The sequence below is a fragment of the Mesorhizobium sp. M1399 genome (assembly GCF_040317735.1).
Classification (GTDB): Bacteria; Pseudomonadota; Alphaproteobacteria; order Rhizobiales; family Rhizobiaceae; genus Mesorhizobium.
This window is the reverse complement of the sequence record NZ_JAMYKZ010000006.1, coordinates 219,507-243,356: the sequence shown is the minus strand read 5'-3', so window position 1 is coordinate 243,356 and position 23,850 is coordinate 219,507. Positions and strand designations below refer to the sequence as shown.

Below are 23,850 nucleotides of genomic sequence, written 5' to 3'. Positions count from 1 at the left end.
GCAACAGAGAAGCCGATCCGGCGCTCCGCCGGCCACTGGCAAAGCTGCCGTTCTGCATTGGGGTGAGTTGATGACCTTCGACCTTCAGGGCAAGCGCGTTTTTGTCGCCGGGCATCGCGGCATGGTCGGCTCGGCCATCCTGCGCAGATTGGCCGACGAGGATTGCGAGGTCCTGACCGCCTCGCGCGCCGAGCTCGATCTTCTCGACCAGGCCGGGGTGCGGCGCTGGATGGCCGACCGCAAGCCGGATGCAGTGGTGATGGCAGCGGCCAAGGTCGGCGGTATCCTGGCCAACGACAGGCTTCCGGTCGATTTTCTGCAGGACAACCTCGTCATGCAGAACAATGTCATCGACAGCGCCTTCCGTAACGAGGTGCAGAAGCTGCTGTTTCTCGGTTCATCCTGCATCTATCCCAAATTCGCGGCGCAGCCGATCTCCGAGGACGCCTTGCTGAGCGGCCCGCTCGAACCCACCAACGAATGGTATGCGATCGCCAAGATCGCCGGACTGAAACTGTGCCAGGCCTACCGGCGCCAATACGGTGTCGACTACATCTCGGCGATGCCGACCAATCTCTACGGCCCGGGCGACAATTTCGACCTCAATTCCAGCCATGTCGTGCCCGCTCTGATGCGCAAGGCGCACGAGGCCAGGCGCGCCGGCCGCAAGAGCCTGGAGGTGTGGGGATCGGGCACGCCGATGCGCGAATTCCTGCATGTCGACGACGCCGCCGACGCCCTGGTCTGGCTGTTGAAGAATTATGCCGGCGACAGCCACATCAATGTCGGCTCTGGGGAAGACATCACCATTGCCGACCTTGCCCGCACCATCGTGTCGGTCGCCGGCGCCGATGCCACGATCACATTCGATCCGACAAAGCCGGACGGCACGCCGCGCAAGCTGATGGACGTATCGCGCCTGTTCGCCACCGGCTGGCGCCCGCGCTACTCGCTGCGCAGCGGATTGGAACAGACCTATGCGTGGTTTCTGGAGCACGTCGAGACTGGCGATCTTCGCCTCGGCGCGGCCTGAGGTCGGTATTGGCGAGCTCGGCGTCAGGATCGGATCAGGCCGAGAACGTCAGCCGATGAAAACACCGACGGCCGATTGAGGGATTGTCTGGATGGTGGGCGTGACAGGGATTGAACCTGTGACCCCTGCAATGTCAATGCAGTGCTCTCCCGCTGAGCTACACGCCCATCCGAAGCCGCGCATACACCATTTTTGGTTCTGCACGTCAATAGCGGGAAAAGGGAAAGAATGGCTGGCTTGCCGGGCCGGTCAGGACGGGACAAAAAGCGCGTCAGGCGGCCTGCAGCATCTTTTCGACTTCGTTGACGAGGTCGCGCAGGTGGAACGGCTTCGACAGCACCTTGGCGTCTTTCGGCGCCTTCGAATCGGGGTTCAGCGCGACGGCGGCAAAGCCGGTTATGAACATCACCTTGAGGTCGGGGTCGATCTCGGTGGCGCGGCGGGCGAGTTCGATGCCATCCATCTCCGGCATGACTATGTCGGTCAAAAGCAGCGAAAAAGGTTCCTCGCGCAACCGCTCATAGGCGCTGGCACCATTGTCGAAATCGCTGACCTGATAGCCGGCGCGCTCCAGCGCCTTGACGAGGAACCGGCGCATGTCGTCGTCGTCTTCCGCCAGCAGAATGCGTGCCATCTTGTCCCGTCCGAATCACCCAACCGACAATGCCGTGCGGCAAGCCCGTTAACCATGCTGTATATGAGGAGGTGACGGTAAACATCAAGTGAACGTTGGGCGCACAATCCTGATTTGGCTAGCGCTTCGGCGGCTGGACATGCGGGCGGCGAGGTGGCACTTTCCTATCATGATGCATTGGTATTTCCGGGTTCGTTCAAATTGAAAACGGCAGCCGAGGATTTTTCGGTCGTTCCACCCTTCGAAATCCGATCGGGCGCCGAACAGCGCGTTCCCTTCCTCTTCAACTCGCCGCATAGCGGCCGCTACTATCCGGACCGGTTCATGGCGATGGCCAAGCTGGACCGCAACGCCATCCGCCGCTCCGAGGACTGCTATGTCGAGGAATTGTTCGGCGGTGCCGTCGCGCTCGGGGCGCCGATGCTGGCGGCAAACTTCCCGCGCGCCTATCTCGACGTCAACCGGGAGCCGTGGGAACTCGACCCGCGCATGTTCGCCGAACCGGTGCCGTCCTTCTGCAACATCCGCTCGGCGCGGGTGGCCGGCGGGCTCGGCACCGTGCCCAAGCTGGTCGGCGAGGGGCTCGACATCTATTCCGGCCGCTTGCCGCTGGCAGAAGCCGTCGCGCGCATCGAAGCGGTCTACAAGCCCTATCACGAGACGCTGAAGCGGCTCTTGACCAGAACGCATGCGCGCTTCGGCTACGCCGTGCTGATAGACTGCCACTCGATGCCGGCAAGCATAAGAGTTGGCGACAGCGGATTGCGGCCGGATTTCATCGTCGGCGACCGTTTCGGCATCTCGGCCGCGGCGGCGTTGACCGAGACGGCGATCGGCCTGCTCACCGGCATGGGCTACAGCGTTGCCCACAACAAGCCCTATGCCGGAGGCTTCATTACCGAGCACTATGGCCGGCCCGTGCGCCATCTGCATGCTCTGCAGATCGAGGTCAATCGCGGGCTCTACATGAATGAGCGGACGTTCCAGAGATCAGCTGGTTTCGACGCGTTGGCCGACGACCTGGCGCGGTTTTCGGCCGAGTTGATGGCAATGCCGGATCATCATTTCGTCGATCTGCCGCTGGCCGCCGAATAGCGGCCGGAATCGCGGCATTCGCCGCTCATGTGGCAGCGTAAAAAGCGTAAAAAAAGACCGCATCGTTTGCACGACACGGTCGAAGTCTAGGGAGGAAACGCCCAAGGAGGGCATGGACAGGAACCCCTGTCCGAGAACAAACGTATTGTGCGCTGCACAAATGTCAAGGCACGTTCCGGCTTTTTTAATTCACTGTGAAGTGGAAATTGCATTTCCATGATGACTGCGTTGCATTCGAGCAACAGTTGGCGTCGTGCGAAAGGCTCCGAATGCCCTTGTTTCGGTACAAAACGCCCTTGTTTCGGCACAAATCCGTAGGCAAACCGGCATCTCAAACATGCTGGAGCGGGAGAATCAGTTGGACATCAGCATCGAGTTCATGCGGCGCATTGCGCGTGCCGCCGCAGCCGAGACCTTGCCGCGCTTCCGCAATCAGGGCGCGGTCACCAACAAGGAGCGCGGCAGCTTCGACCCGGTCACCGAGGCCGACCGCGAGGCCGAGCGCGCCATCCGGGTGCTGATCAGCGAGCAGTACCCCGATCACGGAATTCTCGGCGAGGAACATGGCAGCGAAAACATCTCCAGCCGGCATGTCTGGGTGATCGATCCGATCGATGGCACACGCGCCTTTATTTCCGGCCTGCCGGTATGGGGCACGCTGGTCGGGCTGACGGTCGACGGCGATGCCGTCGCCGGCATGATGTCGCAGCCCTTCACCGGCGAGCTGTTCTACGCCAACGCTTCCGGCTCGCATTATGAAGGTCCTGGTGGCCCGCGAAAACTCACGACGCGCAAGACCACAAATCTCGCCGACGCGACGCTGTTCACCACCACGCCGGCGCTGTTCAAGGGAGACGCGCGCCTGCGCTACGACTTGTTCGAGCAACAGGTCCAGCTCGCCCGCTACGGCACCGACTGCTATGCCTTCGCCATGGTGGCGGCAGGCAGCGTCGATATCGTTGCCGATCCGGGATTGAAGCCCTACGACATCGTTGCGCTTATCCCGATCATCGAGAAGGCAGGCGGCGTCGTCACCACTTTCGAGGGCGGACCGGCGGAAAAGGGCGGCGACATCCTGGCGGCGGCGACGCCGGAGCTGCACGCAGCAGCGATGGCGGCGCTGCGCGGCTGAGGATCCGTATACCCAAGCGTCTGTTTTGCGCAAATCCGACGGAAACCGTGGTACGGTTCTAAAGCGCGTCGGGTTTGAATCGACTCATGGGAGACGCGCTCGTTTGGATGTCGTATCGCAAAACCGCTGCGCACTTTTGCGGGGCATGCATTAGCTATCGGCAGGCCAAGCGTCCGAGAGACGCAGGCCCCACAAAATGAGCACGAAAGAGATGAGGCCGGTCGGCGCAGACGAATACGCCACGCCTTTGATGACGGTTTCCTGAAAGGCACTTCCGTGGAAGGCTCCGGCCGCCAACGGCATTGTCTCGTTGCCGGCCCCCCAGGCGCTGGCGATCACGTAGGCGGCCAGGATCGCCAAAGCCGAATAGATCAGCAGCCAGAACGCAATCCGCGACATCGCCGCGCCGAGATTGAGCCTAGACCATGTGAGGCCTAGCGCCAGCAAAAGAACGCCCTCCAGGGCGCTGAGCGTGTGCGCGGACAGTCCGAGCCGCGGTGCGGCGAGGTAGGGTATTGCAAACCCTTCGAATGACGAAAACAGCAGCAGCGCGACGCCAATCTGCAGTAGCCGATGCCCCTGACGTGACAGCGTGTTCGATGCGTTCATGGTCGTTTTTCTCCCGGTCTCTGCCGAATTGCCGCCAATCTCTTTGGCCGCTACCTAGCGCTCGATGCCTGAACGGGAATAAGGGGCAAGCTGCGCCGGGCAAGCAACCCGCGCAGGCTTTGTTGCCGGGCGCGGGCGAAGCGGTCAAACAGCGTCGCCGGTTCCTGGGATGAAAGCATCGAATGCCGCAAGCAGTTGCTCGCGATAGAGGTCGGCTTCCTGCAGGATCTCGTGGCGAGCGCCGTCGATCATCACTAGCGAGCCGACGCGCAGACGTCTTGCATAGGCTTCGACTGCCCTGGTCGAGACGACCTGGTCGGCGCCGGCGGCGATCATCAGCAATGGCACCTGGACCTTGGCCATGAAATCCCGGTCGCTGACGATCAAGGACGCCTCCGTGGCCGCCTTCAGCCAGCAGATCGTCGGTCCGCCGAGCGCCAGCTGCGGATAGGTTTCGTAGATCAGCGTGTTGCGTCGATAGCGTTCCGGGTCGCTGGTCAGCTTGTTTATGGCGAAGGGCACCGATTCCTTCGGCCGCGGCCCCCATGCGGCATAGAGCCGGCCAAGGCCGAGAAGGCAGAACAGCGAACAGATGCGGCGAACGGTTTTTACCGAAACCGGGAGGTCAGGCACGGTGAAGAACGGTGCGATCAGCACCATGCGACGTACGCGGTTCGCCATTGAGGGTGCGGCGAGCAGCGCAATTACCGCCCCGGCCGAATGGGCCAGTATGTAGTAGGGTCCCCGGCAATCGGGCAGCACGATCTCTTCGAAGAACTGCTCGAGATCGCCGGTATAGTCGAAAAAGCTTCGGACGTAGCCGCGCTGGCGATCGCCGATCATCCGGTCGGAAGCGCCTTGGCCGCGCCAGTCGAGGGTCGCCACGCCAAAACCCCGGTCGGCAAGGTTGCGAATGGTCTCGAAATACTTCTCGATGCACTCGTTGCGGCCGGTCAGGACGACGACGGTGCCCTTCATCGGGCGGGCAACCGCGGCAAACAGCCCATAGCGGATCTTCTTGCCGTCGCGCGTGGTGAAGAAGCCGCCGGCCGCGTTTTCCGGCAGCGGATTGCCTGGAGTTTCGTAGAACAGGGAGGGCTGGGGGAACAGATCGGTCATACGGTGTTTGCTTGGCGTCGGTGACGGCGTGGGCGCAAGTCAGGCATAAACGCCCATGCGCCAAAAGCAAAGGAATTCGGGACGCCGGGGACGTCGACCCAGGCAGCGAACAAGTAAGGCCGGAAGCAGCCTAGGGCGTGCTTCCGGCCTCTGTCGACCCGGGAGGAAGGGACGTTACACCCGGTTCGGCCTCGTCGTGTCGCCTTCTCAGGCGACCTGTTTCTGATCTCGAGAACAGTTTTAATGCCGTCTGGCTGAACGCTCGCCGAAGCCACGGTTCATCTGCCGTTCATCGGCATCGGGACGTGATCAGGGGCCGATGCGGTTCGGACGCGGGCAAATCTTGAAATGCCGTCGCCCGCTTCCCAAATTTGTTATGCGGCCGCCAATGTCGGGGCCGCTGGCCCATCCGGAACGCCGTCACGGGTTTCGCACCGGCCATACGCAAACCTTGTTGCTCAACAGGAGAACACACCATGCGTCACGTTGATTTTTCCCCGCTCTACCGTTCGACCGTCGGTTTTGACCGGCTGTTCACCATGCTCGATTCGCTTGCGCAGCCGGAAGGCCAGACCTATCCGCCTTACAACATCGAGCGCACCGGCGAGGACGCCTATCGCATCTCGATGGCTGTGGCCGGCTTCTCGGAAGATGAGATTTCGATCGAAGCTCACCGCAATGTGCTGACCGTCAAGGGTGAGCGCAAGGAGGAAGGCAATGGCGAAGGCTCCGAACTGCTCTATCGCGGTATCGCCAGCCGAGCCTTCGAGCGCCGCTTCCAGCTTGCCGATCACGTCGAGGTTGTCGGCGCCGCGCTGAAGAACGGCCTGCTTTTTGTCGACCTCAAGCGCAACATCCCCGAAGAGCTGAAGCCGCGCAAGATCGCGATCACCTCGGCTCCGGCCAAGGCCAAGCAGATCGAGGCCAAGACCGCCGCCTAAATCGGGCAGCTAAACTCCCCGGGACGCCAACTCCCCGGGAAAAAGGGGCGGTGCAGCAAATGCGCCGCCCCTTTTTGCTGGTGGTAAGACTTGCTATCCGGCGAGCAGGTAGCCGAAACGGTCGACCTCGTCGGCCGTGGTCGCGAAGCTGGTGACGAAGCGATAGAGAGCTTCGTCCTCGCCGACATGGTTGTCGTAGCCGAGCGGCCTATGCCAGTCGTGGAACACGGCGCCTGCTGCTTGCACTCTTTCGGCCTCGGCCTTTTTCATGACCGCGAAGACCTCGTTCGCCTGCGGTAGCCAGGCCAGCCGGGCTGAAGGGGAATCTTCGATCGCCGCGGCTAGGCGTGCCGCCATCGCATTGGCGTGCCGTGCCGTGTCGAGCCATAGCCCACCCCTGAAATAAGCATCGAATTGCGCGGCGATGAAGCGCGATTTCGAGAACAGTTGGGCGGCGCGCTTGCGCAAAAACGCCAATTCCTTGGCTCGCTCGAGGTCGAACAGCACGATCGCCTCGGCGCACCAGCAGCCATTCTTGGTGCCGCCGAAGGAAAGGATGTCGACGCCGTGCTTCCAGGTCATTTCCGCCGGCGTCGTTCCCAGCGCGACGAGCGCATTGGCAAAGCGGGCCCCGTCCATGTGCAGCGGCAATCCGTGCTGCTTTGCAATCGCCGAAATCCTGGCGATTTCGTTCAGCGTGTACACGGTGCCGACCTCGGTCGATTGGGTGATCGAAACCGCCATCGGCCGCCCGGAATGGACGTTTTCGGGTGCGAAACGGTCCACTGCCCGTTCCAGATCGCCGGCATCGATCTTGCCGAGTGCGCCGTCGATTGTATAAAGCCGCGAACCGCCGGTGAAATATTCCGGTGCACCGCATTCGTCCTCGATGACATGCGATTCGCGATGGCAGAAGGAAATGCCGCCTGGCTTGTTGTAGGTAGTCAGCGACAGCGAATTGGCTGCGGTGCCGGTGGCCACGAAAAACACCGCGACCTCGCATTCGAAGATTTCATTGAAGCGCTGGTAAACGGCCTTATCGAGTATACCGTCGCCATAGGCGGTGGAGAAGCCGTCGGTATGGGCCGACAGGCCGGCAGCGATACGGGGATGGGCGCCTGCCCAATTGTCGGAAGCGAAAATCATGCGTCTGCCTATGCTGGGGAAATTGGTGCGAGCTTGGCCGCTTTCGCATGCCGGCCGCAAGTGGCAGATGCCGAAAATCCGCTAAAGCCAGTGAAAGCCGGACCGTAAATGCAGCGACTGAAGGTTACGCTGTCGCCGCGTTCCGCGCAATTTTCTGTCGCCAACGCTCCAATAATTTTGTGAATCGGTCTTGTATGCGCTCAAGATTTCTGTCATAAAAATTTAGGACAGTAGTGCTGTCTTATTTTGTCGCACAAAACTGGCCGCATTGGCATATGATTGCGCCTCTACGGCCATTGCCGCGAGCGACAGCTAGACAGCCTGGCTCTGGCCTGTACGAATACCATATGCGAGCCATGCGGAAAGCCGCACGGTCGGCAAGAATTTCGCCAGACGTGCCGCAAGATTGAAAGGGGAGCCACGCGCTTCCCGACGGAAACCAGCGCCCGAAGGGGACGGAACGGAGGACAGGACGATGACGGACATGACGCCATCTGCGACGAAGGCCGCGCAGACGAAAGCGGCAGCCGTCAAAAATCCGTCCCTGACCAATATTGGGCGAACCAGCACCGGCTATGCCGCGCACGGCCTCTACGATCCGCGCAACGAGCATGATGCCTGCGGCGTCGGCTTCATCGTCAACATGAAGGGCGTGAAGTCGCATCAGATCGTCGAGGACGGCCTTGCCGTGCTCGAAAACCTGACGCATCGCGGGGCCGTCGGCGCCGATCCGCTGGCCGGCGATGGCGCCGGCGTGCTGGTGCAGCTTCCAGACCGTTTCTTCCGCGAAGAGATGGCAGCCCAGGGCATCGAACTGCCGCCGGCCGGTCAGTACGGTGTCGGACACTGGTTCATGCCGCAGGATGCAGCACTTCGTGCTCACATCGAGGACATCATTGCCGAATCGGCGCAGTCCGAGGGGCTTCCGCTCATCGGTTTCCGTGATGTGCCCGTCGACAATTCGTCCTTGTCGACGGCGCCTGATATCGTGGCGTCCGAGCCGTTCCATCGTCAGATATTCATCGGCCGTACAGCCGACATTCTTGACGACGAGGAGTACGAGGCCAGGCTCTATCTGTTGCGCAAGGTGATATCGGGCCGCATCTACGCCGAGAACGACAACAAGGACATCGGTTCCTACTGCGTGTCGCTGTCGGCGCGCACCATCGTCTACAAGGGCATGTTCCTGGCCTACCAGGTCGGCGCCTATTACAAGGACCTCACCGATCCGCGCTTCGAAACCGCGCTGATCCTGGTCCACCAGCGCTTCTCGACCAACACGTTCCCGTCGTGGAAGCTGGCGCATCCCTACCGCATGGTCGCACACAATGGCGAGATCAACACCGTGCGCGGCAACAACAACTGGATGGCGGCGCGACAGGCGTCCGTCGATTCCGAACTGTTCGGCAACAACATCTCGAAGCTTTGGCCAATCTCCTACGACGGCCAGTCAGACACCGCCTGCTTCGACAATGCGCTCGAGTTCCTGTTCCAGGGCGGGTACAGCCTCAGCCACGCCATGATGATGCTGATCCCGGAAGCCTGGGCCGGCAACAAGCTCATGGATGCCGACCGCAAGGCTTTCTATGAATACCATGCCGCGCTGATGGAGCCGTGGGACGGACCGGCGGCGGTGGTCTTTACCGATGGCCGCCAGATCGGCGCCACGCTCGACCGCAACGGTCTGCGCCCGGCACGCTACATCGTCACCGACGATGACCGCGTCATCATGGCCTCGGAAGCCGGCGTGCTGCCGGTGCCGGAGGAGAGGATTGTCAAGAAGTGGCGGCTGCAGCCCGGCCGTATGCTTCTGATCGACCTCGAGAAGGGCCGCATCGTCTCTGACGAGGAGCTCAAGTCGGAGATTGCGACCAGGCATCCGTACAAGAGCTGGCTCGCCAACACGCAGCTCATCCTCGAAGACCTGAAGCCGGTCGAGCCGCGCGAATTGCGCAGGGATGTCAGCCTGCTCGATCGCCAGCAGGCGTTCGGCTACAGCCAGGAAGACACCAAGCTGTTGATGTCGCCGATGGCGACCACCGGCCAGGAAGCCGTGGGATCGATGGGCACCGACACGCCGATCTCGGCGATGTCGGACAAGTCGAAGCTGCTCTACACCTATTTCAAGCAGAACTTTGCTCAGGTCACTAACCCGCCGATCGACCCAATCCGCGAGGAGTTGGTGATGAGCCTGGTGTCCTTCATCGGGCCGCGGCCCAACATCTTCGACCTGGTTGGCAATTCGCGCCGCAAGCGGCTCGAGGTGCGCCAGCCGATCCTGACCAATGGCGATCTCGAAAAGATCCGCTCCATCGGCCACACCGAGGACCGGTTCGACACCAAGACGATCGACATTACCTATGGCTCGAACGAGGGCGCAGCGGGCATGCAGGGTGCCATCGACCGCTTGTGTGAGCGGGCGGAGGCGGCGGTCGCCGGCGGCTACAACATCATCATCCTGTCCGACCGCCAGGTCGGGCCGGACCGGATCGCCATCCCGGCGCTTCTGGCGACAGCCGCGGTGCACCACCACCTGATCCGCAAGGGATTGCGCACTTCGGTCGGGCTGGTCGTGGAATCCGGCGAGCCGCGCGAAGTGCATCATTTCTGCTGCCTTGCCGGCTATGGCGCCGAGGCGATCAACCCTTATCTTGCCTTCGACACGCTGCTCGATATGCACAAGCGTGGCGAACTGCCGAAAGAGGTGGACGCCTACGAAGTGGTCTCCCGCTACATCAAGTCGATCGGCAAGGGCATCCTCAAGGTGATGTCCAAGATGGGCATCTCGACCTACCAGTCCTATTGCGGCGCGCAGATCTTCGACGCCATCGGGCTGAAGACCGATTTCGTGCAGCAATACTTCACCGGCACCGCGACACTGATCGAGGGCGTCGGACTGGACGAGATCGCGGCCGAGACGCTCAGCCGCCATACCGATGGTTTCGGCAACGACCCGGTGCTGCGCAACAGCCTCGAGGTGGGCGGCGAATACGTGTTCCGCATGCGCGGTGAAGCACACATCTGGTCGCCGGATGCGGTGGCCACCTTGCAGCACGCCGTGCGCCAGGGCTCGTGGGAAACGTTCAAGGACTATTCCGCCCAGATCGACAGCGAGACGGCCCGTGCCCAGACCATTCGCGGCCTGTTCAAGATCAGGCTCGCGGAAGAAACTGGGCGCAAGAAGGTTTCGCTCGACGAGGTCATGCCGGCGGCCGACATCGTCAAGCGGTTCTCGACCGGGGCGATGTCCTTCGGCTCGATCTCCAGGGAAGCGCACACGACGCTGGCGCGCGCCATGAACGCCATCGGCGGCAAGTCGAACACCGGCGAGGGCGGCGAAGAGGCCGACCGCTATCTGCCACTGCCGGGCGGCGGCAAGAACCCCGAACGCTCGGCGATCAAGCAGGTCGCCTCGGGACGCTTTGGCGTCACGGCGGAGTATCTTGTCAATTCCGACATGATGCAGATCAAGGTCGCGCAAGGGGCAAAGCCCGGCGAGGGCGGCCAGTTGCCGGGCCACAAGGTCGACGCGACCATCGCCAAAGTCAGGCATTCGACGCCGGGCGTCGGCCTGATCTCGCCGCCGCCGCATCACGATATCTATTCGATCGAGGATCTGGCGCAGCTCATCTACGACCTAAAGAACGTCAATCCGGCGGCGGACGTATCGGTCAAGCTGGTCTCGGAAGTCGGTGTCGGCACGGTTGCGGCCGGCGTCGCCAAGGCGCGTGCCGATCACATCACCATATCAGGCTATGACGGCGGCACTGGCGCTTCACCGCTGACCTCGCTCAAGCATGCCGGCAGTCCGTGGGAAATGGGCCTTGCCGAGACGCACCAGACGCTGGTGCTCAACGGCCTCAGGTCGCGCGTCGCGCTGCAGGTCGATGGCGGCCTGCGCACCGGGCGGGACGTTGTCATCGGCGCGCTGCTCGGCGCCGACGAGTTCGGTTTCTCGACCGCGCCGTTGATCGCGGCCGGCTGCATCATGATGCGCAAGTGCCATCTCAACACCTGCCCGGTCGGCGTCGCGACGCAGGACCCGGTACTGCGCAAGCGCTTCAAGGGCACGCCCGAGCACGTCATCAACTTCTTCTTCTATGTGGCGGAAGAGGTCCGGGCGCTGCTCGCCGAGATGGGCTACACCCATCTCGACCAGATCATCGGCGACACCGACCTTCTGGAAAAGCGCGAGCTGATCCAGCACTGGAAGGCGCGCGGGCTCGACTTCAGCAAGATGTTCTACAAGCCGGATGCGCCGCACGAGGCGGTGCACTGGACCGAGCGGCAGAAGCATCCGATCGACGACGTGCTCGACCGCAAGCTGATCGAACTGGCAAAGCCGGCGCTCGAAGCCAGGCAGCCAGTCAGCATCGAACTGCCGATCCGCAACGTCGACCGTTCGACCGGCGCCATGCTGTCGGGTGAAGTGGCAAAGCGCTTCAAGCACAAGGGCCTGCGCGAGGACACGATCTCGGTCAAGCTCACCGGCACGGCCGGCCAGTCCTTCGCCGCCTTCCTGGCGCGCGGCGTCTCGTTCGAACTGGTAGGCGCGGCCAACGACTATGTCGGCAAGGGCCTGTCGGGCGGCCGCATCGTCATCCGTCCGCCGGAGAACACGAAAATCGTTGCTGCCGAGTCCATTATTGTCGGCAATACCGTGCTCTACGGCGCGACCGAGGGCGAGGCCTATTTCTGCGGCGTCGCCGGCGAGCGTTTTGCCGTGCGCAATTCGGGCGTCGCCGCCGTCGTCGAAGGCGTCGGCGACCATGGCTGCGAATACATGACCGGCGGTATCGTCGTCGTCATCGGCCAGACCGGTCGCAACTTCGCCGCCGGCATGTCGGGCGGCGTCGCCTATGTGCTCGACGAGGCGGGCGATTTCGCCGAACGCTGCAACATGGCGATGGTCGAGCTGGAGCCGGTTCCGGAAGAGGACGACCTGATGGAAAAGCTGCTCCACCATGGCGGCGATCTCGACCACAAGGGCCGTGTCGACGTATCCGGCGATATGACCAGCCATGACGAGGAGCGGCTCTACCAGTTGATCTCCAACCACGTCCACTACACGGGCTCGGTACGAGGTCGCGAAATCCTCGACGATTGGGCGATTTTCCGGCCGAAATTCCGGAAGATCATGCCGGTCGAATACCGCCGCGCGCTGATCGAGATGGAACGTATGCGCATGAACGTGGCGGCGGAATAGATTTGGAAATTGCCGGGAAGCCATGCGTCCCGGCAACCATCTTCATCAACAATCCTGACCTCGGACTGAAGGTTGCCACGGCTGCCTTATGAGGTTAACGGGTGCGTCGCCAGGCGTGCCTTCCGGACAGCAGGGACTGGACTATGGGCAAGGTAACAGGGTTTCTCGAGATCGATCGGCAGGTGCACAAGTACCAGCCGGCTTCCGACCGCATCCGGCATTTCCGCGAGTTCACGCTGCCGATGTCGGATAAGGAGGTCGAGAAACAGGCGGCGCGCTGCATGGATTGCGGCATTCCGTATTGCCATGGACCGACCGGCTGCCCGATCCACAACCAGATCCCGGACTGGAACGACCTCGTCTACAATGGCGACTGGGACAACGCGATCCGCAACCTGCATTCGACCAACAATTTTCCGGAATTCACCGGCCGCATCTGTCCGGCACCTTGCGAGGAAGCCTGCACGCTGAACCTCGAGGACATTCCGGTCGCCATCAAGACGATCGAGCAGGCGATTGCCGACAAAGCCTACGAAACCGGCCATATCCGGCCCTATCCGCCGGAACGGAAGACCGGCAAGCGCGTCGCGATCATCGGCTCGGGGCCGGCCGGCATGGCGGCCGCCCAGCAACTTGGCCGCGCCGGCCATGACGTTCACGTCTATGAGCGCGAGAGCCGGCCGGGCGGGCTGATGCGTTACGGCATCCCCGATTTCAAGATCGAGAAGCATTATATCGACCGGCGCATCGAGCAGATGCAGGGCGAGGGCGTCAGCTTCCATTGTGGCGTCAATGTCGGCGTCGACAAGCCGGTCGCCGAACTGCTCGCCGAATACGACGCGGTGCTCTATTGCGGCGGTTCCGAAACGCCGCGCCCGGCCAACATCCCGGGCGACGATCTCGACGGCGTGCACGACGCGATGCCGTATCTGGTGCAGCAGAACAAGCGCATCGGCGGCGAGCCGATCCAGTCGGTGGCATGGCCGTCGCGCCCGATCGTCGCCGGCGGCCAGCATGTCGTCGTCGTCGGCGGCGGCGACACTGCCTCCGACTGCGTCGGTACCGCCTTCCGCCAGGGCGCGGTGCGCGTCACCCAGCTCGACATCCGGCCGCAGCCGCCGGAAAAGGAAGACAAGCTATCGGTCTGGCCCTACTGGGCGACCAAGATGCGCACCTCGTCCTCGCAGGCCGAAGGCGCCGAGCGCGAATTCCAGGTGGCGACGCTTGAATTCATCGGCGAAGACGGCCAGCTGACCGGGGTCAAATGCTGCGAGGTCGACGAAAAGCGCAAGCCGATCGCCGGCACCGAATTCGTCATCCGCGCCGATCTCGCGTTCATCGCCATCGGCTTTGCCGGGCCAGCCGCTCGAGGGCCGGTGTCGGAACTCGACGGGCAGATGACGATCGTCACCGACAGCCGCCGTTCGAAGAACGTCGAGGCCAATGACCGCGATTACAGAACCAGCGTCGAAAGGCTCTATGCGGCTGGCGACGTGCGGCGCGGCCAGTCGCTGGTCGTCTGGGCAATCCGCGAGGGCCGCCAGGCGGCGCGCGCCATCGATGAGTCTCTGATGGGATCGAGCGTGCTGCCGCGCTGAGTCCGTTCCGAAACTCTACAGAAAGAGTCGCCAGTTTTACTGCCGGATCGCCGTCGTCGTGTCGGATGCAGCAGCCGCAGTCGCAGGTTGTATCTTGGGCGGCCACGAGAAATCGTCGGCGCGGCCGGGCGAGGCGTCGGTCGCCTTGCCCTCGACGATCAGCTTTTCGCCGGGCAAATTCTTGTCCGCCTTTGCCGGCGGGGCGGCGCCGAGAAGTTCCGAGCCGCCGTCCAGCGCCGGATCGCTGAGCAGCATCGGCACAGTGCGATCGGCGGCTATCGGTGCGGCAGCAGGTGCCGGCGCCTCGACGGGAGCGCCGGCCGGGGCAGAAGCTGTGACCACGCTTCCCGGAGCGGCCAGCCCAAGGATCTTCATCAGCGGCTTTTCGGTGTAGAAGGCGAGCTTGCGCTTGCCGGCCTTCGACATGTTGATGCCGTCGTCGGAGCGCAGGCGCACCGATTGGCCGTTTATGTCCGGTCCGCTGGTGATAAAGGCGCCGTTCTCGTCGACGAACCCGTCCCAGACATCGACGAATTCGCCGCCGTGGCTTTCGGCGGACGAGCGGTAGATGTCGTTGAAGGCCAGCATGTCGGAGGTCATTTTCGAGACCCGGAAGGCCGGCATGCCAACCCACAGATACGGCACCTTGGCTGAAGCGATGGCTTTGCCGAGCGCTTCGGTCCGGCGCTCGTACTCCTTGGTCCAGTTTTCGGATCGCGGCTGCTCACGCACATCGCCGACGCGCATCTGCTGACGGTCGTTCGATCCGAGCATGACGACGACGGCTGCCGGTTTTTCGGCAGCGATCAGCGACTTGACCTGTTCGGGCCAGTTGTAGACATCGTCGCGCACGAAGCCGGACGAGCCGTTGGCGCGGACGACAATCCTGACGCCGGTGTTTTCGGCAAAGGCGGCGTCGAGCCCCTCAGCCAGTCCAGACGCCATGAAATCGCCGACCACCAGAACGACGCGCGCATCGGGCGCCTTCTCGGCCACCGGGGTTGTCGGCTCGGCCGGCGCCGGCCGGCGAACGGACCGGGGCTTCCTCAGCTTGGGTCTGGGCTTTGTTCTCTGGAATTCTCTCGGGAATTCGGGCGGCGGCTGCTCAAACCGCTCGCTTTTGCGCGGAAACAACAGGTCGCGCAGCGACCAGCCACGACTTTCCGGCTCCTGCGCCATGGCCGAGGTATGAAAGGCGCTGGCCGCGCCGACTGCCAGAACGACGATCGCCAGAACGAGGATCGGCACGCGACGAACGATCAACCGGATGCGCGCAGCCGAAACCAATCACCCTCTCCATCCCGTAACCGGCTCTAGTTTTGCCTGAGCCATCTGAGCACTTCCTTGCTCGGATACCCGTCCTGGGTCAAGCCGGCCTTTGCCTGGAAGGCCATGATGGCGGTTTTCGATCCGTCACCGATCTTGCCATCGAACTTGCCGTCGTAATAGCCGTGCTCGGAAAGTCGCTTCTGAAGCTCCTGCCTTTCCTCGAAGGAGAGCTTGGTAAACGGTCGCTTCCAGTCCTGCACAAGCCCGCCATAGCCGGCGATTTCGTCGGCAAGAAGGCCCACGGCGAGCGCATATTTGTCGGCATTGTTGTAGCGCTTGATGACCGAGAAATTCTTGATCATCAGGAAAGCCGGCCCGCCCCGGCCACCGGGCAGCTTCAACGTCGCCTTGTCCCCACCGTTCTTGAACGGCTTGCCGTTGGCACGGGTGACGCCAAGCGCCTGCCATTGCGACAGCGACTTCGAGCCCCCGGGCAGCTTCTTGCCGTCCGGAAGGCTGACCTCATAACCCCAGGTCTTGCCTGCCTGCCAGCCGTTCTTCCTCAGCAAATTGGCGGCTGTCGCCAGTGCGTCGGGAATCGAATTCCAGATGTCGCGCTTGCCGTTGCCGTCCATATCGACCGCATAGGACAGGTAGCTGGTGGGGATGAACTGGGTATGACCCATCGCGCCGGCCCAAGAGCCGCTGAGATGGCTTTCGTCGATGTCGCCGGTCTGCAGGATCTTCAGCGCCGCGATCAGCTGGGTGCGGGCAAATTTCGCGCGCTTCGGGTCGGCATAACCAAGCGTCGCCAGCGAGCGCACGACATTGCGCATGATGTCATCGCGCTTGAGGGTTTCGCCGTAGTTCGACTCCATCGACCAGATGGCCAGCAGGATGTAGCGGTCGACGCCGTATCTTGCCTCGATCCTGTCCAGCCACGGCTTCCATTTCCTTGCCATCTGCTGGCCGACGGCGACCGACTGGTCATGGACGCGGTTGTCGAAATAATCCCAGGCGGGTGCGGTGAATTCGGGTTGAGTACGGGCCTTTTCCAGCACCATCGGATCAGCATCGCTGATGCCCTTGAATGCCTGGTCGTAGACGGAGCCGGAAACGCCGCTCGCCACGGCGGTAGCACGGAAGCTGGCGACCCATTGGCGGAAGCCGGCATCGGCAAAAGCCGGCCCGCTGGGCATGAGCAAGGCAAGCGAGAGGCTGGCGGCCGTCAGGACGCTGGTGAAGCGCCTTGCGACGTTGCGAACGGACATCTTTTCCTCCTTCTGTATCTCAGGAAGACTATTCATCGCCGAACCCGGTTAGCATTTGGTTTACCATAGGTGCCGTCCGGGATGAAAAGATGCGTCGACGCTTTACCAGCTGAGATTTCTGTCCCGTCGTTCAGTAATGCTCGATTTCGGCATGAAAATGTCTCGAATCGGGATTGCCGAACCGGCATGCAAATGGATAATTGGCACATGAAGAGAGTTCGCAAGGCAGTATTCCCGGTTGCCGGTCTCGGCACGCGCTTTCTCCCCGCCACCAAGGCCATTCCCAAGGAAATGCTGACGGTCGTCGACAGGCCGGTCATCCAGTATGTGGTCGATGAGGCGCGCGAAGCCGGGATCGAGCATTTCATCTTCGTGACCGGCCGCAACAAGGCGGTCATCGAGGATCACTTCGATGTCCAGTTCGAGCTCTACGACACGCTTGCGCAGCGTGGCAAGGATGATCAGCTCGCCCGCCTGCAGCGGCTGCAGCCGGCGCCGGGGCAGACCAGCTTCACCCGCCAGCAGGTGCCGCTCGGCCTTGGCCACGCCGTCTGGTGCGCGCGCGAGCTTGTCGGCGACGAGCCCTTTGCGCTGCTGTTGCCCGACATGATCATGCAGTCGGAAAAAAGCTGCATGAAGGATATGGTCGAGCTTTACGCCGAGACCGGCAACAACATCGTCGCCGTGCAGGAATGCGATCCCGCCGAGGCGCACAAATACGGCATTGTCGGCCGCGGCGAGGACGCCCATCACGGTTTCAGCATCACCGGCATGGTGGAAAAGCCGAAGACCGGCACCGCGCCGTCGAACCTCTTCATCAACGGGCGCTATATCCTGCAGCCGGAGATATTCAAGATACTCGAAGGCCAGGAAAAAGGCGCCGGCAACGAGATCCAGCTCACCGATGCAATGCTGAAGCTGCAGAAGCAACAGCCCTTCTACGGCTACCACTACCGCGGGCGGACGTTCGACTGCGGCTCGCCCGAAGGCTTCGTCGAGGCCAACGTTGCCTTCGCACTGTGGCGCAGCGACATGAATGCAAGCATGGCCGGTGTCATTCGCACGCTTCTCGACGAACTCGCGCCGTCAGAACGCCGCGGCGTAGCCTTCTAGCTTCAACACCGGTTCGCGCTGACTGGCTAAAGTGCGCCGCATTCGACCAGCCTTATGCGATGCGCTTTAGGTTCTTGTTTTATGCATGTCGTTATCGCAAAACCGCTGCACACTTTTGCGCGACATGCATTAGCGCTGCAACTTCAAGCCGACGAAGATACTGTTGGCCGTGTAGTCGCGTCCAACCAGGTTGCTGGTCAGTTTTTCAGTCCTGACGCGGGTGGTGAGCCCGGCATAGCGGTTCAGCCACCATGTCAGCCCAGCCTCGGCGCTCAGCGTCAAATCATGATCGTCGGAGCCGGTATAGTCGCGCCATTCAACGCCGAGAGCGGCATTTCCGGTCAGGTTGGCGCGGATTTGCCGCTCGCCGGTGAGGCTGCTGGAATAGAGCATGTCGCCGCTTTCGCCCGCGTTCGTCGTGTTCTCGGCGGTCGTCTGTGCGGTGAGGCCGATCGTGGTGCCGCGTTCCGGCGACCATTTGAGATCGGCATTAACCGTCGCGCCCGAAATCGCCGGCAGGGCGTTGTCGTCGATAGCTTCGCGCAGCCAGCCGACCGAGAACTCGCCGGTAAGCTTCTCGCGGAGATCGAGCTCGACGCCGGCCCGTGCGCCAAGCCGCGTCGAGGAGCGCTGGAAGCCGTTTGGATCGACGCGCAAATCATAAGCGCGCCGGCCGACCTCGATTTCGGTGAACGGAGTGATGGCAGGCGAGATCTCGTAGCCGGTGCGCAAAATGGCCGTATAGAGCGTCGAGTCGCGGCCCTTCTGCGACAGCGATCCCCCCGACGAAAGCTTGGCGTCACCAAAGATGTCGTGCTCGACCGCGCCGGTCAGCGCGAAGCGCATCTTTCCCGCATCCTTCTCGACGGCGAGGCTGCCGCTCACGGTCTGGCGCACCGGCTGCCCAACGGCGCCGACGATGGCGTCCGGCGCCGAGGCCGATTCGGGCACGGCCTCGTAGCCAAGTTTGGCGATGGCGCGCAGATCATTGTCGAGATCGATGTTGAGCGTGCCGTCGACGCGGCCTTGCGCCTCGTGAACGTCATAGCCGGACAACGTCTCGCGGAAGATGCCATAGCCCTCAATCGTCGCCGAATTCTCCCGCCAGTCGGAGACGGCGTTGAAGCGCAGCGTCGTTTCCGACAGCAATGCCGGCTTGCCGAGGCTGCTCGAATCGGCGTTTGTTGAATACGTCAGGCCTTGCTCGAGCGTCGGCCGGATCACGAAGGAGCCGAGCTGGATGCCGGTGGCGGCGAACGGGTCGTCCTCGTTCTTCTTGTCCTGGCCTTCGATGGCTTCGGTGCGCTCGGCGCCGGGGTCGAGCTTGAGCCTTTCGGCGGAATCGATGGTCACCGCACGGCGGTTGGCCGTATCCTGCTCGTCTATGGCGGCGGTGTCGGTGTCGTCGGTCGTCGGCGTCGCTGCAGTCGCAGTGGCGCCTCTCTTGCTCTTCTTGTTGTCCACGGCCTCATCTTTGGCCTTGCCTTCTTCGACGGCGCGTTGCGTTGCGCTCGGCCGCCGTCGTGGCGGCGGAGCAGGGTCGGCAAACGGGTCGTCGCTGGCCGCTGGTGGATCGAAAGTGCCGCCGGTTGTGGCCGCCGCCTCGCCCGTGCCGTCGTCAGGCAAGGCCCCCGGGCTGGCCGGACGATAGGTAGGCAGCGGCGTATCGTCGTTGGCGGTTGCAGCAGCCATGCCCAACTGCCTGATCCTGTACTGCTGGTCGTCCAGGATTGTCGATTCCGAAACCTCACCGCGCAGCTCGATTTCCTGGGCGCAAAGCAGTGCCGGACGCGACAACGCAAGGACACTGGTTGCCAGCAGCAAAGCGCAAACCGCCTTGCCCTTTCGTCCTATTTTGTTTTGAGGCTGAAACCCGGACATCGGCACCACTGCTTGCGCGGCGCACGCGCGCCATACTTACGAAACCGTAAATGGGGATGGTTAACGGAGCGTTGAGGGATCGCCCGCCAAGGTGTTCTGGGCGGCAATTCCGTTGGACAGGCGCGCGCCGAAGCGCTAATCGCATCGTCCATGGACGTGAAATCCCCAGACAGGAAGCCGCTCGACGAGCAGGCCGCGATTGCCTCGGCGCTGAGAACGGTGGCGACAGAGCAGGCCGGCGTCGCGGCACTGGCAGACGCGCTCGAAAACGGGCTGGCCGAGCCGTTCGCACGGGCAGTCGACATGGTGTCGCAGATCGATGGCCGCGTCATCGTCACCGGGGTCGGCAAAAGCGGCCATATCGGCTCGAAGATCGCCGCAACGCTCGCTTCGACCGGCACGCCGGCCTTCTTCGTCCACCCTGCCGAAGCCAATCACGGCGACCTCGGCATGATCGCTCGGAACGACGCCATCATCGCCCTGTCGTGGTCGGGGGAAAGCCTCGAGCTCAAGGGCATCATCGCCTATTCCAGGCGCTTCTCGATCCCGCTGGTCGCGGTCACCGCCGGCGAAAAATCGGCTCTGGCGCGTGCGGCCGACGTGGTGCTTCTGCTGCCGCGAGCCCCGGAAGCCTGTCCGCACGGCCTTGCGCCGACGACCTCGACGCTGCTGCAAATGGTGATGGGCGATGCGCTGGCCATCGCGTTGCTCGAGGCGCGCGGCTTCACCCCGGACCATTTCCGAACGTTCCATCCCGGCGGCCAGCTCGGAGCCAACCTGACGCAGATCCGCGAGATCATGCATGTCGGCGACAGGCTGCCTCTGGTGTCGTCCGGCACCGGCATGCGCGAGGCGATCCTCGAATTGTCGCGCAAGGGGTTTGGCTGCGTGGCGGTCACTTCGGCGGACGGCAAGCTGATCGGCATCATCACCGATGGCGACATCAGGCGCCATATCGGCAGCGATCTTCTGGCCATGAGCGTGGATCAGGTGATGACCAGAGAGCCAAAAATGGCGGCGCCCGACACACTGGTTGCGACGGCGCTGCAGACGATCAACGATTCTGCCATTACCAGCCTGATGGTGGTCGAAGGCAGACGGCCGATCGGGCTCGTCCATCTGCACGACCTGCTGCGCATCGGTGCTGCCTAGCGGGCTTCTAGACTGCCTCGACCGTCAGTTCCAGGTCGGTGTCGGCGGCACCGGTCACGCGCACCTGCGTGCCGGCCGGCAGGTCAGGGCCGGAGACGCGCCACAACGTGTCGCCGAGCTTGATGCGGCCGCGCCCATCCTTGATCGGCTCGGCAAGGGTCGCCGTCCGGCCGACCATCTGCGCGCCGCGCCGGTTGAGCAGCGGCTGGTCGGTTTCCTCATGCCGCCCGCCCACCAGCCGCTTGCCGACATAGGCCGAGACCAGCGACAGCGCGAGGAAGGCGAGGACCTGGACCTGCCAGCTCCAGAAACCGGCGTCCCAGATGAGCAGCGAGACGACGCCGATCAACAGCGCGGCAATGCCGATCCACAGCATGAAAATGCCCGGCGCGACGACCTCCATCACCAGCAGGACGAAGCCGAGGACCATCCAGTTCCACGGACCGAGTTCGGAAATGATGCGATCGAACATGGCCTCAGGTCTCGCTGGGACGAACCACGGGCGGGCGGGCCTGTCGTGCTGGACTGGCGGTGCCTTCGCCCTTGAAAACTTCCCTGGCGATTTCACCAATGCCGCCGAGCGTGCCGATCAGTGAGGAAGCCTCTATCGGCATCAGCACGAGTTTGCTGTTTGTCGCTGCACCGATCCTGGTCAGCGCTTCGGTGTATTTCAGCGCGACAAAGTAGTTGAGCGCCTGCACGTCACCCTTGGAAATCGCCTCCGATACCACCTGCGTGGCGCGTGCTTCAGCCTCGGCCGAGCGCTCGCGCGCCTCGGCATCGCGGAAGGCGGCTTCCTTGCGGCCCTCGGCCTCCAGGATCTGCGATTGCTTGAGGCCTTCGGCGGCGAGGATCTGGGCGCGCTTGTTGCGCTCGGCCATCATCTGGCGGCCCATCGATTCGACGAGATTGGCCGGTGGATTGATGTCCTTGATCTCGACACGGGTGATCTTGATACCCCAGGGGTGCGCGGCCTCATCAACGACGCGCAGCAGGCGCTCGTTGATGGCATCACGGTTTGACAACAGCTCGTCGAGGTCCATCGAGCCCATCACGGTGCGGATGTTGGTCATCGTCAAATTGAGGATAGCGTTCTGCAGGCCGGCGACCTGGTAGGCGGCCTGCGCCGCGTTGAGCACCTGATAGAAGGCAACGCCGTCGACGGCCACGGTGGCGTTGTCGCGGGTGATGATCTCCTGGGTCGGAACGTCGAGCACCTGCTCCATCATGTTCATCTTGGCGCCGATACGGTCGACGAAGGGCACGATGAGGTTGAGGCCCGGGCTCAATGTCTTGGTGTAACGGCCAAAGCGTTCGACGGTATAATTGTAGCCTTGCGGAATTGTCCGGATGCCCTTGAAAAGCACCAGCACGACAAGGGCGACAAGAACAAGAAGCGCAATATCGAAACCACTGAAACCCATTTTGGCTCTCCCCTCAAAGGCCATGTTGGACATTGCCACGCGGCCGATTCCACCAAACACTTAAGTGTGTTTCAGCAATGTTACAATCAGGTGATCACGGATTGCGGGTGCATGGACGGCGGGATCCATTCAAGCCCAGCCGGACAGCTCGCGCCGCACCATTGCCTCGATCACCGCCATGCCCTCTGCACTGTCGTTGAGGCAAGGGATGTGCGCGAACTTTTCGCCGCCGGCATGGTGGAAGGTCTCGGCCGCTTCCCTGCCGATCTCGTCCAGCGTCTCGATGCAATCGACGGAAAAGCCCGGATTGACGATGGCGACCGATTTCACGCCTTCGCGCCCCAGTCTTTCGACTGTCTTGTCGGTGTAGGGTTGCAGCCATTCCTGCGCGCCGAAGCGCGACTGGAAGGTGGTGATCAGCTTGTTCTCATCCCAGCCGAGCTTTTCGCGCAGCAGCCGCGTCGTCTCCAGGCAATGCGCCTGGTAGGGATCGCCCTTGTCGGAGTAGGATTTCGGAATACCGTGATAGGAGGCGATGACGATTTCCGGATCGAAGTCGAGGCTCGCCAGATGCCCTTCGATCGAACGGGCGAGCCCCTCGATATAGGCCGGCTCGTTGTAATAGGGGGGCACGCTGCGAATGGCCGGGACGCGGCGCATCTTCATCAGCGCGCGAAACAACTGGTCGTTGGCGGTCGCAGTCGTCGTCGCCGAATATTGCGGATAGAGCGGGAAAGACAGGATGCGGTCGCAGCCTTGCTCGACCAGTCTGTTGGCCACGCTCTCGGTCGAAGGGTTGCCGTAGCGCATCGCCCAATCGACGATCACATGGGATAAATCGCCGAGCGCAAGCCCGAGTTTCTCGGACTGGGCACGGGTATAGGTGCGCAGCGGGGACTCGTTGCGCTCCCGGTTCCATATCCTGGCATAGTTGGCGCCCGACTTCTTCGGCCGGGTGGTGAGGACCAGGCCGTAGAGGATCGGATACCAGACCGCCTTGTTGAGTTCGATGACGCGCGGATCGGACAGAAATTCCCTGAGATAGCGCCACATGGGCTTGAAGTCGGTGCCGTCCGGGGTGCCGAGATTGATCAGCATGACACCGACCTTGCCTGTCCCGACCGGAGGGTGTCCTGCCGGGAGCGCGCCGGCGGTCGTTTCGGCTTTGCTTTCAGCAGGGTTGGCAAGCGTCATGGGGTTCTCCAACACCGCGAAACCAGCGGTGCC

At 62.6% G+C, this 23,850-nt stretch carries 18 protein-coding genes and 1 tRNA gene; 8 read left to right on the top strand and 11 right to left on the bottom strand.

The window, feature by feature from the left end; genetic code table 11:
• Positions 1–70 precede the first annotated feature (70 nt).
• Positions 71–1,033 (top strand): GDP-L-fucose synthase, encoded by a 963-nt coding sequence (gene fcl, locus NKH05_RS12635; protein ID WP_352481930.1) that lies wholly within the window; start codon positions 71–73, stop codon positions 1,031–1,033.
• A gap of 92 nt (positions 1,034–1,125) precedes the next feature.
• On the opposite strand, the gene NKH05_RS12630 is transcribed toward fcl, so the two are convergent.
• A tRNA-Val gene (locus tag NKH05_RS12630) sits at positions 1,126–1,200 on the bottom strand.
• Positions 1,201–1,304: 104 nt separating this feature from the next.
• Positions 1,305–1,667, bottom strand: a complete 363-nt coding sequence (gene cpdR / locus NKH05_RS12625) for a cell cycle two-component system response regulator CpdR (protein WP_006199474.1) — start codon at positions 1,665–1,667, stop codon at positions 1,305–1,307.
• A 153-nt stretch (positions 1,668–1,820) separates the two neighbouring features.
• Here cpdR and NKH05_RS12620 point away from each other — a divergent pair, with 153 nt between their 5' ends.
• Positions 1,821–2,762 (top strand): N-formylglutamate amidohydrolase, encoded by a 942-nt coding sequence (locus tag NKH05_RS12620; protein ID WP_352481931.1) that lies wholly within the window; start codon positions 1,821–1,823, stop codon positions 2,760–2,762.
• Positions 2,763–3,120: 358 nt separating this feature from the next.
• The gene (gene hisN, locus NKH05_RS12615) at positions 3,121–3,894 is read left to right on the top strand and encodes a histidinol-phosphatase (protein ID WP_023719086.1); all 774 of its coding nucleotides are present in this window, start codon (positions 3,121–3,123) and stop codon (positions 3,892–3,894) included.
• Between the two features lie 150 nt (positions 3,895–4,044).
• Here the strand turns inward: hisN and NKH05_RS12610 are convergent, their stop codons facing one another.
• On the bottom strand, positions 4,045–4,503 hold the full coding sequence (locus tag NKH05_RS12610; RefSeq protein ID WP_023719087.1) for a styrene oxide isomerase: 459 nt from the start codon (positions 4,501–4,503) through the stop codon (positions 4,045–4,047).
• Positions 4,504–4,647: 144 nt separating this feature from the next.
• Entirely contained in the window at positions 4,648–5,622 is a 975-nt protein-coding gene (locus NKH05_RS12605) for an alpha/beta fold hydrolase (RefSeq protein ID WP_023719088.1), read from the bottom strand.
• 476 nt (positions 5,623–6,098) lie between these two features.
• Between NKH05_RS12605 and NKH05_RS12600 the strand changes: the two genes are divergently transcribed.
• The gene (locus tag NKH05_RS12600; protein ID WP_023675381.1) at positions 6,099–6,563 is read left to right on the top strand and encodes an Hsp20 family protein; all 465 of its coding nucleotides are present in this window, start codon (positions 6,099–6,101) and stop codon (positions 6,561–6,563) included.
• A gap of 93 nt (positions 6,564–6,656) precedes the next feature.
• Here NKH05_RS12600 and NKH05_RS12595 read toward each other — a convergent pair whose 3' ends face one another.
• Complete coding sequence (locus tag NKH05_RS12595) at positions 6,657–7,709, bottom strand: threonine aldolase family protein (RefSeq protein ID WP_352590566.1); 1,053 nt, start codon at positions 7,707–7,709, stop codon at positions 6,657–6,659.
• 475 nt (positions 7,710–8,184) lie between these two features.
• Between NKH05_RS12595 and gltB the strand changes: the two genes are divergently transcribed.
• The gene (gene gltB / locus NKH05_RS12590; RefSeq protein WP_023719090.1) at positions 8,185–12,915 is read left to right on the top strand and encodes a glutamate synthase large subunit; all 4,731 of its coding nucleotides are present in this window, start codon (positions 8,185–8,187) and stop codon (positions 12,913–12,915) included.
• 143 nt (positions 12,916–13,058) lie between these two features.
• Positions 13,059–14,513: a glutamate synthase subunit beta gene (locus NKH05_RS12585; protein ID WP_023719091.1), complete on the top strand. Its 1,455-nt coding sequence runs from the start codon at positions 13,059–13,061 to the stop codon at positions 14,511–14,513.
• 36 nt (positions 14,514–14,549) lie between these two features.
• On the opposite strand, the gene NKH05_RS12580 is transcribed toward NKH05_RS12585, so the two are convergent.
• Together NKH05_RS12580 and NKH05_RS12575 are read right to left on the bottom strand one after the other, a co-directional pair.
• Entirely contained in the window at positions 14,550–15,800 is a 1,251-nt protein-coding gene (locus tag NKH05_RS12580; RefSeq protein WP_353025480.1) for an SGNH/GDSL hydrolase family protein, read from the bottom strand.
• A gap of 26 nt (positions 15,801–15,826) precedes the next feature.
• The gene (locus NKH05_RS12575) at positions 15,827–17,053 is read right to left on the bottom strand and encodes a lytic murein transglycosylase (protein WP_353025479.1); all 1,227 of its coding nucleotides are present in this window, start codon (positions 17,051–17,053) and stop codon (positions 15,827–15,829) included.
• Between the two features lie 207 nt (positions 17,054–17,260).
• Between NKH05_RS12575 and galU the strand changes: the two genes are divergently transcribed.
• Positions 17,261–18,166, top strand: a complete 906-nt coding sequence (gene galU / locus NKH05_RS12570; protein WP_023719094.1) for a UTP--glucose-1-phosphate uridylyltransferase GalU — start codon at positions 17,261–17,263, stop codon at positions 18,164–18,166.
• A 129-nt stretch (positions 18,167–18,295) separates the two neighbouring features.
• Here galU and NKH05_RS12565 read toward each other — a convergent pair whose 3' ends face one another.
• Positions 18,296–20,047 carry an outer membrane beta-barrel protein gene (locus NKH05_RS12565; protein ID WP_353025478.1) on the bottom strand — a complete coding sequence of 584 codons (1,752 nt, stop codon included), beginning with the start codon at positions 20,045–20,047 and terminating at the stop codon, positions 18,296–18,298.
• 150 nt (positions 20,048–20,197) lie between these two features.
• Here NKH05_RS12565 and NKH05_RS12560 point away from each other — a divergent pair, with 150 nt between their 5' ends.
• Positions 20,198–21,199: a KpsF/GutQ family sugar-phosphate isomerase gene (locus NKH05_RS12560; RefSeq protein WP_023719096.1), complete on the top strand. Its 1,002-nt coding sequence runs from the start codon at positions 20,198–20,200 to the stop codon at positions 21,197–21,199.
• A gap of 7 nt (positions 21,200–21,206) precedes the next feature.
• Here the strand turns inward: NKH05_RS12560 and NKH05_RS12555 are convergent, their stop codons facing one another.
• The 3 genes from NKH05_RS12555 to hemH all read right to left on the bottom strand — a co-directional run bounded on the left by NKH05_RS12555 (position 21,207) and on the right by hemH (position 23,817).
• A complete protein-coding gene (locus tag NKH05_RS12555) occupies positions 21,207–21,671 on the bottom strand; it encodes an NfeD family protein (RefSeq protein ID WP_352640192.1) in 465 nt (154 codons plus the stop codon).
• Between the two features lie 4 nt (positions 21,672–21,675).
• The gene (locus NKH05_RS12550) at positions 21,676–22,623 is read right to left on the bottom strand and encodes an SPFH domain-containing protein (RefSeq protein WP_023719098.1); all 948 of its coding nucleotides are present in this window, start codon (positions 22,621–22,623) and stop codon (positions 21,676–21,678) included.
• 129 nt (positions 22,624–22,752) lie between these two features.
• Positions 22,753–23,817, bottom strand: a complete 1,065-nt coding sequence (hemH, locus tag NKH05_RS12545) for a ferrochelatase (RefSeq protein ID WP_353025475.1) — start codon at positions 23,815–23,817, stop codon at positions 22,753–22,755.
• Positions 23,818–23,850 lie beyond the last annotated feature (33 nt).

What these genes read in the sequence shown, in the direction of transcription:
- fcl (WP_352481930.1), top strand. Translation starts at nt 71, where the DNA reads ATGACCTTCGACCTTCAGGGCAAGCGCGTTTTTGTCGCCGGGCATCGC.
- cpdR (WP_006199474.1), bottom strand. Translation starts at nt 1,667, where the DNA reads ATGGCACGCATTCTGCTGGCGGAAGACGACGACGACATGCGCCGGTTC.
- NKH05_RS12610 (WP_023719087.1), bottom strand. Translation starts at nt 4,503, where the DNA reads ATGAACGCATCGAACACGCTGTCACGTCAGGGGCATCGGCTACTGCAG.
- NKH05_RS12605 (WP_023719088.1), bottom strand. Translation starts at nt 5,622, where the DNA reads ATGACCGATCTGTTCCCCCAGCCCTCCCTGTTCTACGAAACTCCAGGC.
- NKH05_RS12600 (WP_023675381.1), top strand. Translation starts at nt 6,099, where the DNA reads ATGCGTCACGTTGATTTTTCCCCGCTCTACCGTTCGACCGTCGGTTTT.
- NKH05_RS12595 (WP_352590566.1), bottom strand. Translation starts at nt 7,709, where the DNA reads ATGATTTTCGCTTCCGACAATTGGGCAGGCGCCCATCCCCGTATCGCT.
- gltB (WP_023719090.1), top strand. Translation starts at nt 8,185, where the DNA reads ATGACGGACATGACGCCATCTGCGACGAAGGCCGCGCAGACGAAAGCG.
- NKH05_RS12585 (WP_023719091.1), top strand. Translation starts at nt 13,059, where the DNA reads ATGGGCAAGGTAACAGGGTTTCTCGAGATCGATCGGCAGGTGCACAAG.
- NKH05_RS12575 (WP_353025479.1), bottom strand. Translation starts at nt 17,053, where the DNA reads ATGTCCGTTCGCAACGTCGCAAGGCGCTTCACCAGCGTCCTGACGGCC.
- galU (WP_023719094.1), top strand. Translation starts at nt 17,261, where the DNA reads ATGAAGAGAGTTCGCAAGGCAGTATTCCCGGTTGCCGGTCTCGGCACG.
- NKH05_RS12565 (WP_353025478.1), bottom strand. Translation starts at nt 20,047, where the DNA reads ATGTCCGGGTTTCAGCCTCAAAACAAAATAGGACGAAAGGGCAAGGCG.
- NKH05_RS12560 (WP_023719096.1), top strand. Translation starts at nt 20,198, where the DNA reads ATGGACGTGAAATCCCCAGACAGGAAGCCGCTCGACGAGCAGGCCGCG.
- NKH05_RS12555 (WP_352640192.1), bottom strand. Translation starts at nt 21,671, where the DNA reads ATGTTCGATCGCATCATTTCCGAACTCGGTCCGTGGAACTGGATGGTC.
- NKH05_RS12550 (WP_023719098.1), bottom strand. Translation starts at nt 22,623, where the DNA reads ATGGGTTTCAGTGGTTTCGATATTGCGCTTCTTGTTCTTGTCGCCCTT.
- hemH (WP_353025475.1), bottom strand. Translation starts at nt 23,817, where the DNA reads ATGACGCTTGCCAACCCTGCTGAAAGCAAAGCCGAAACGACCGCCGGC.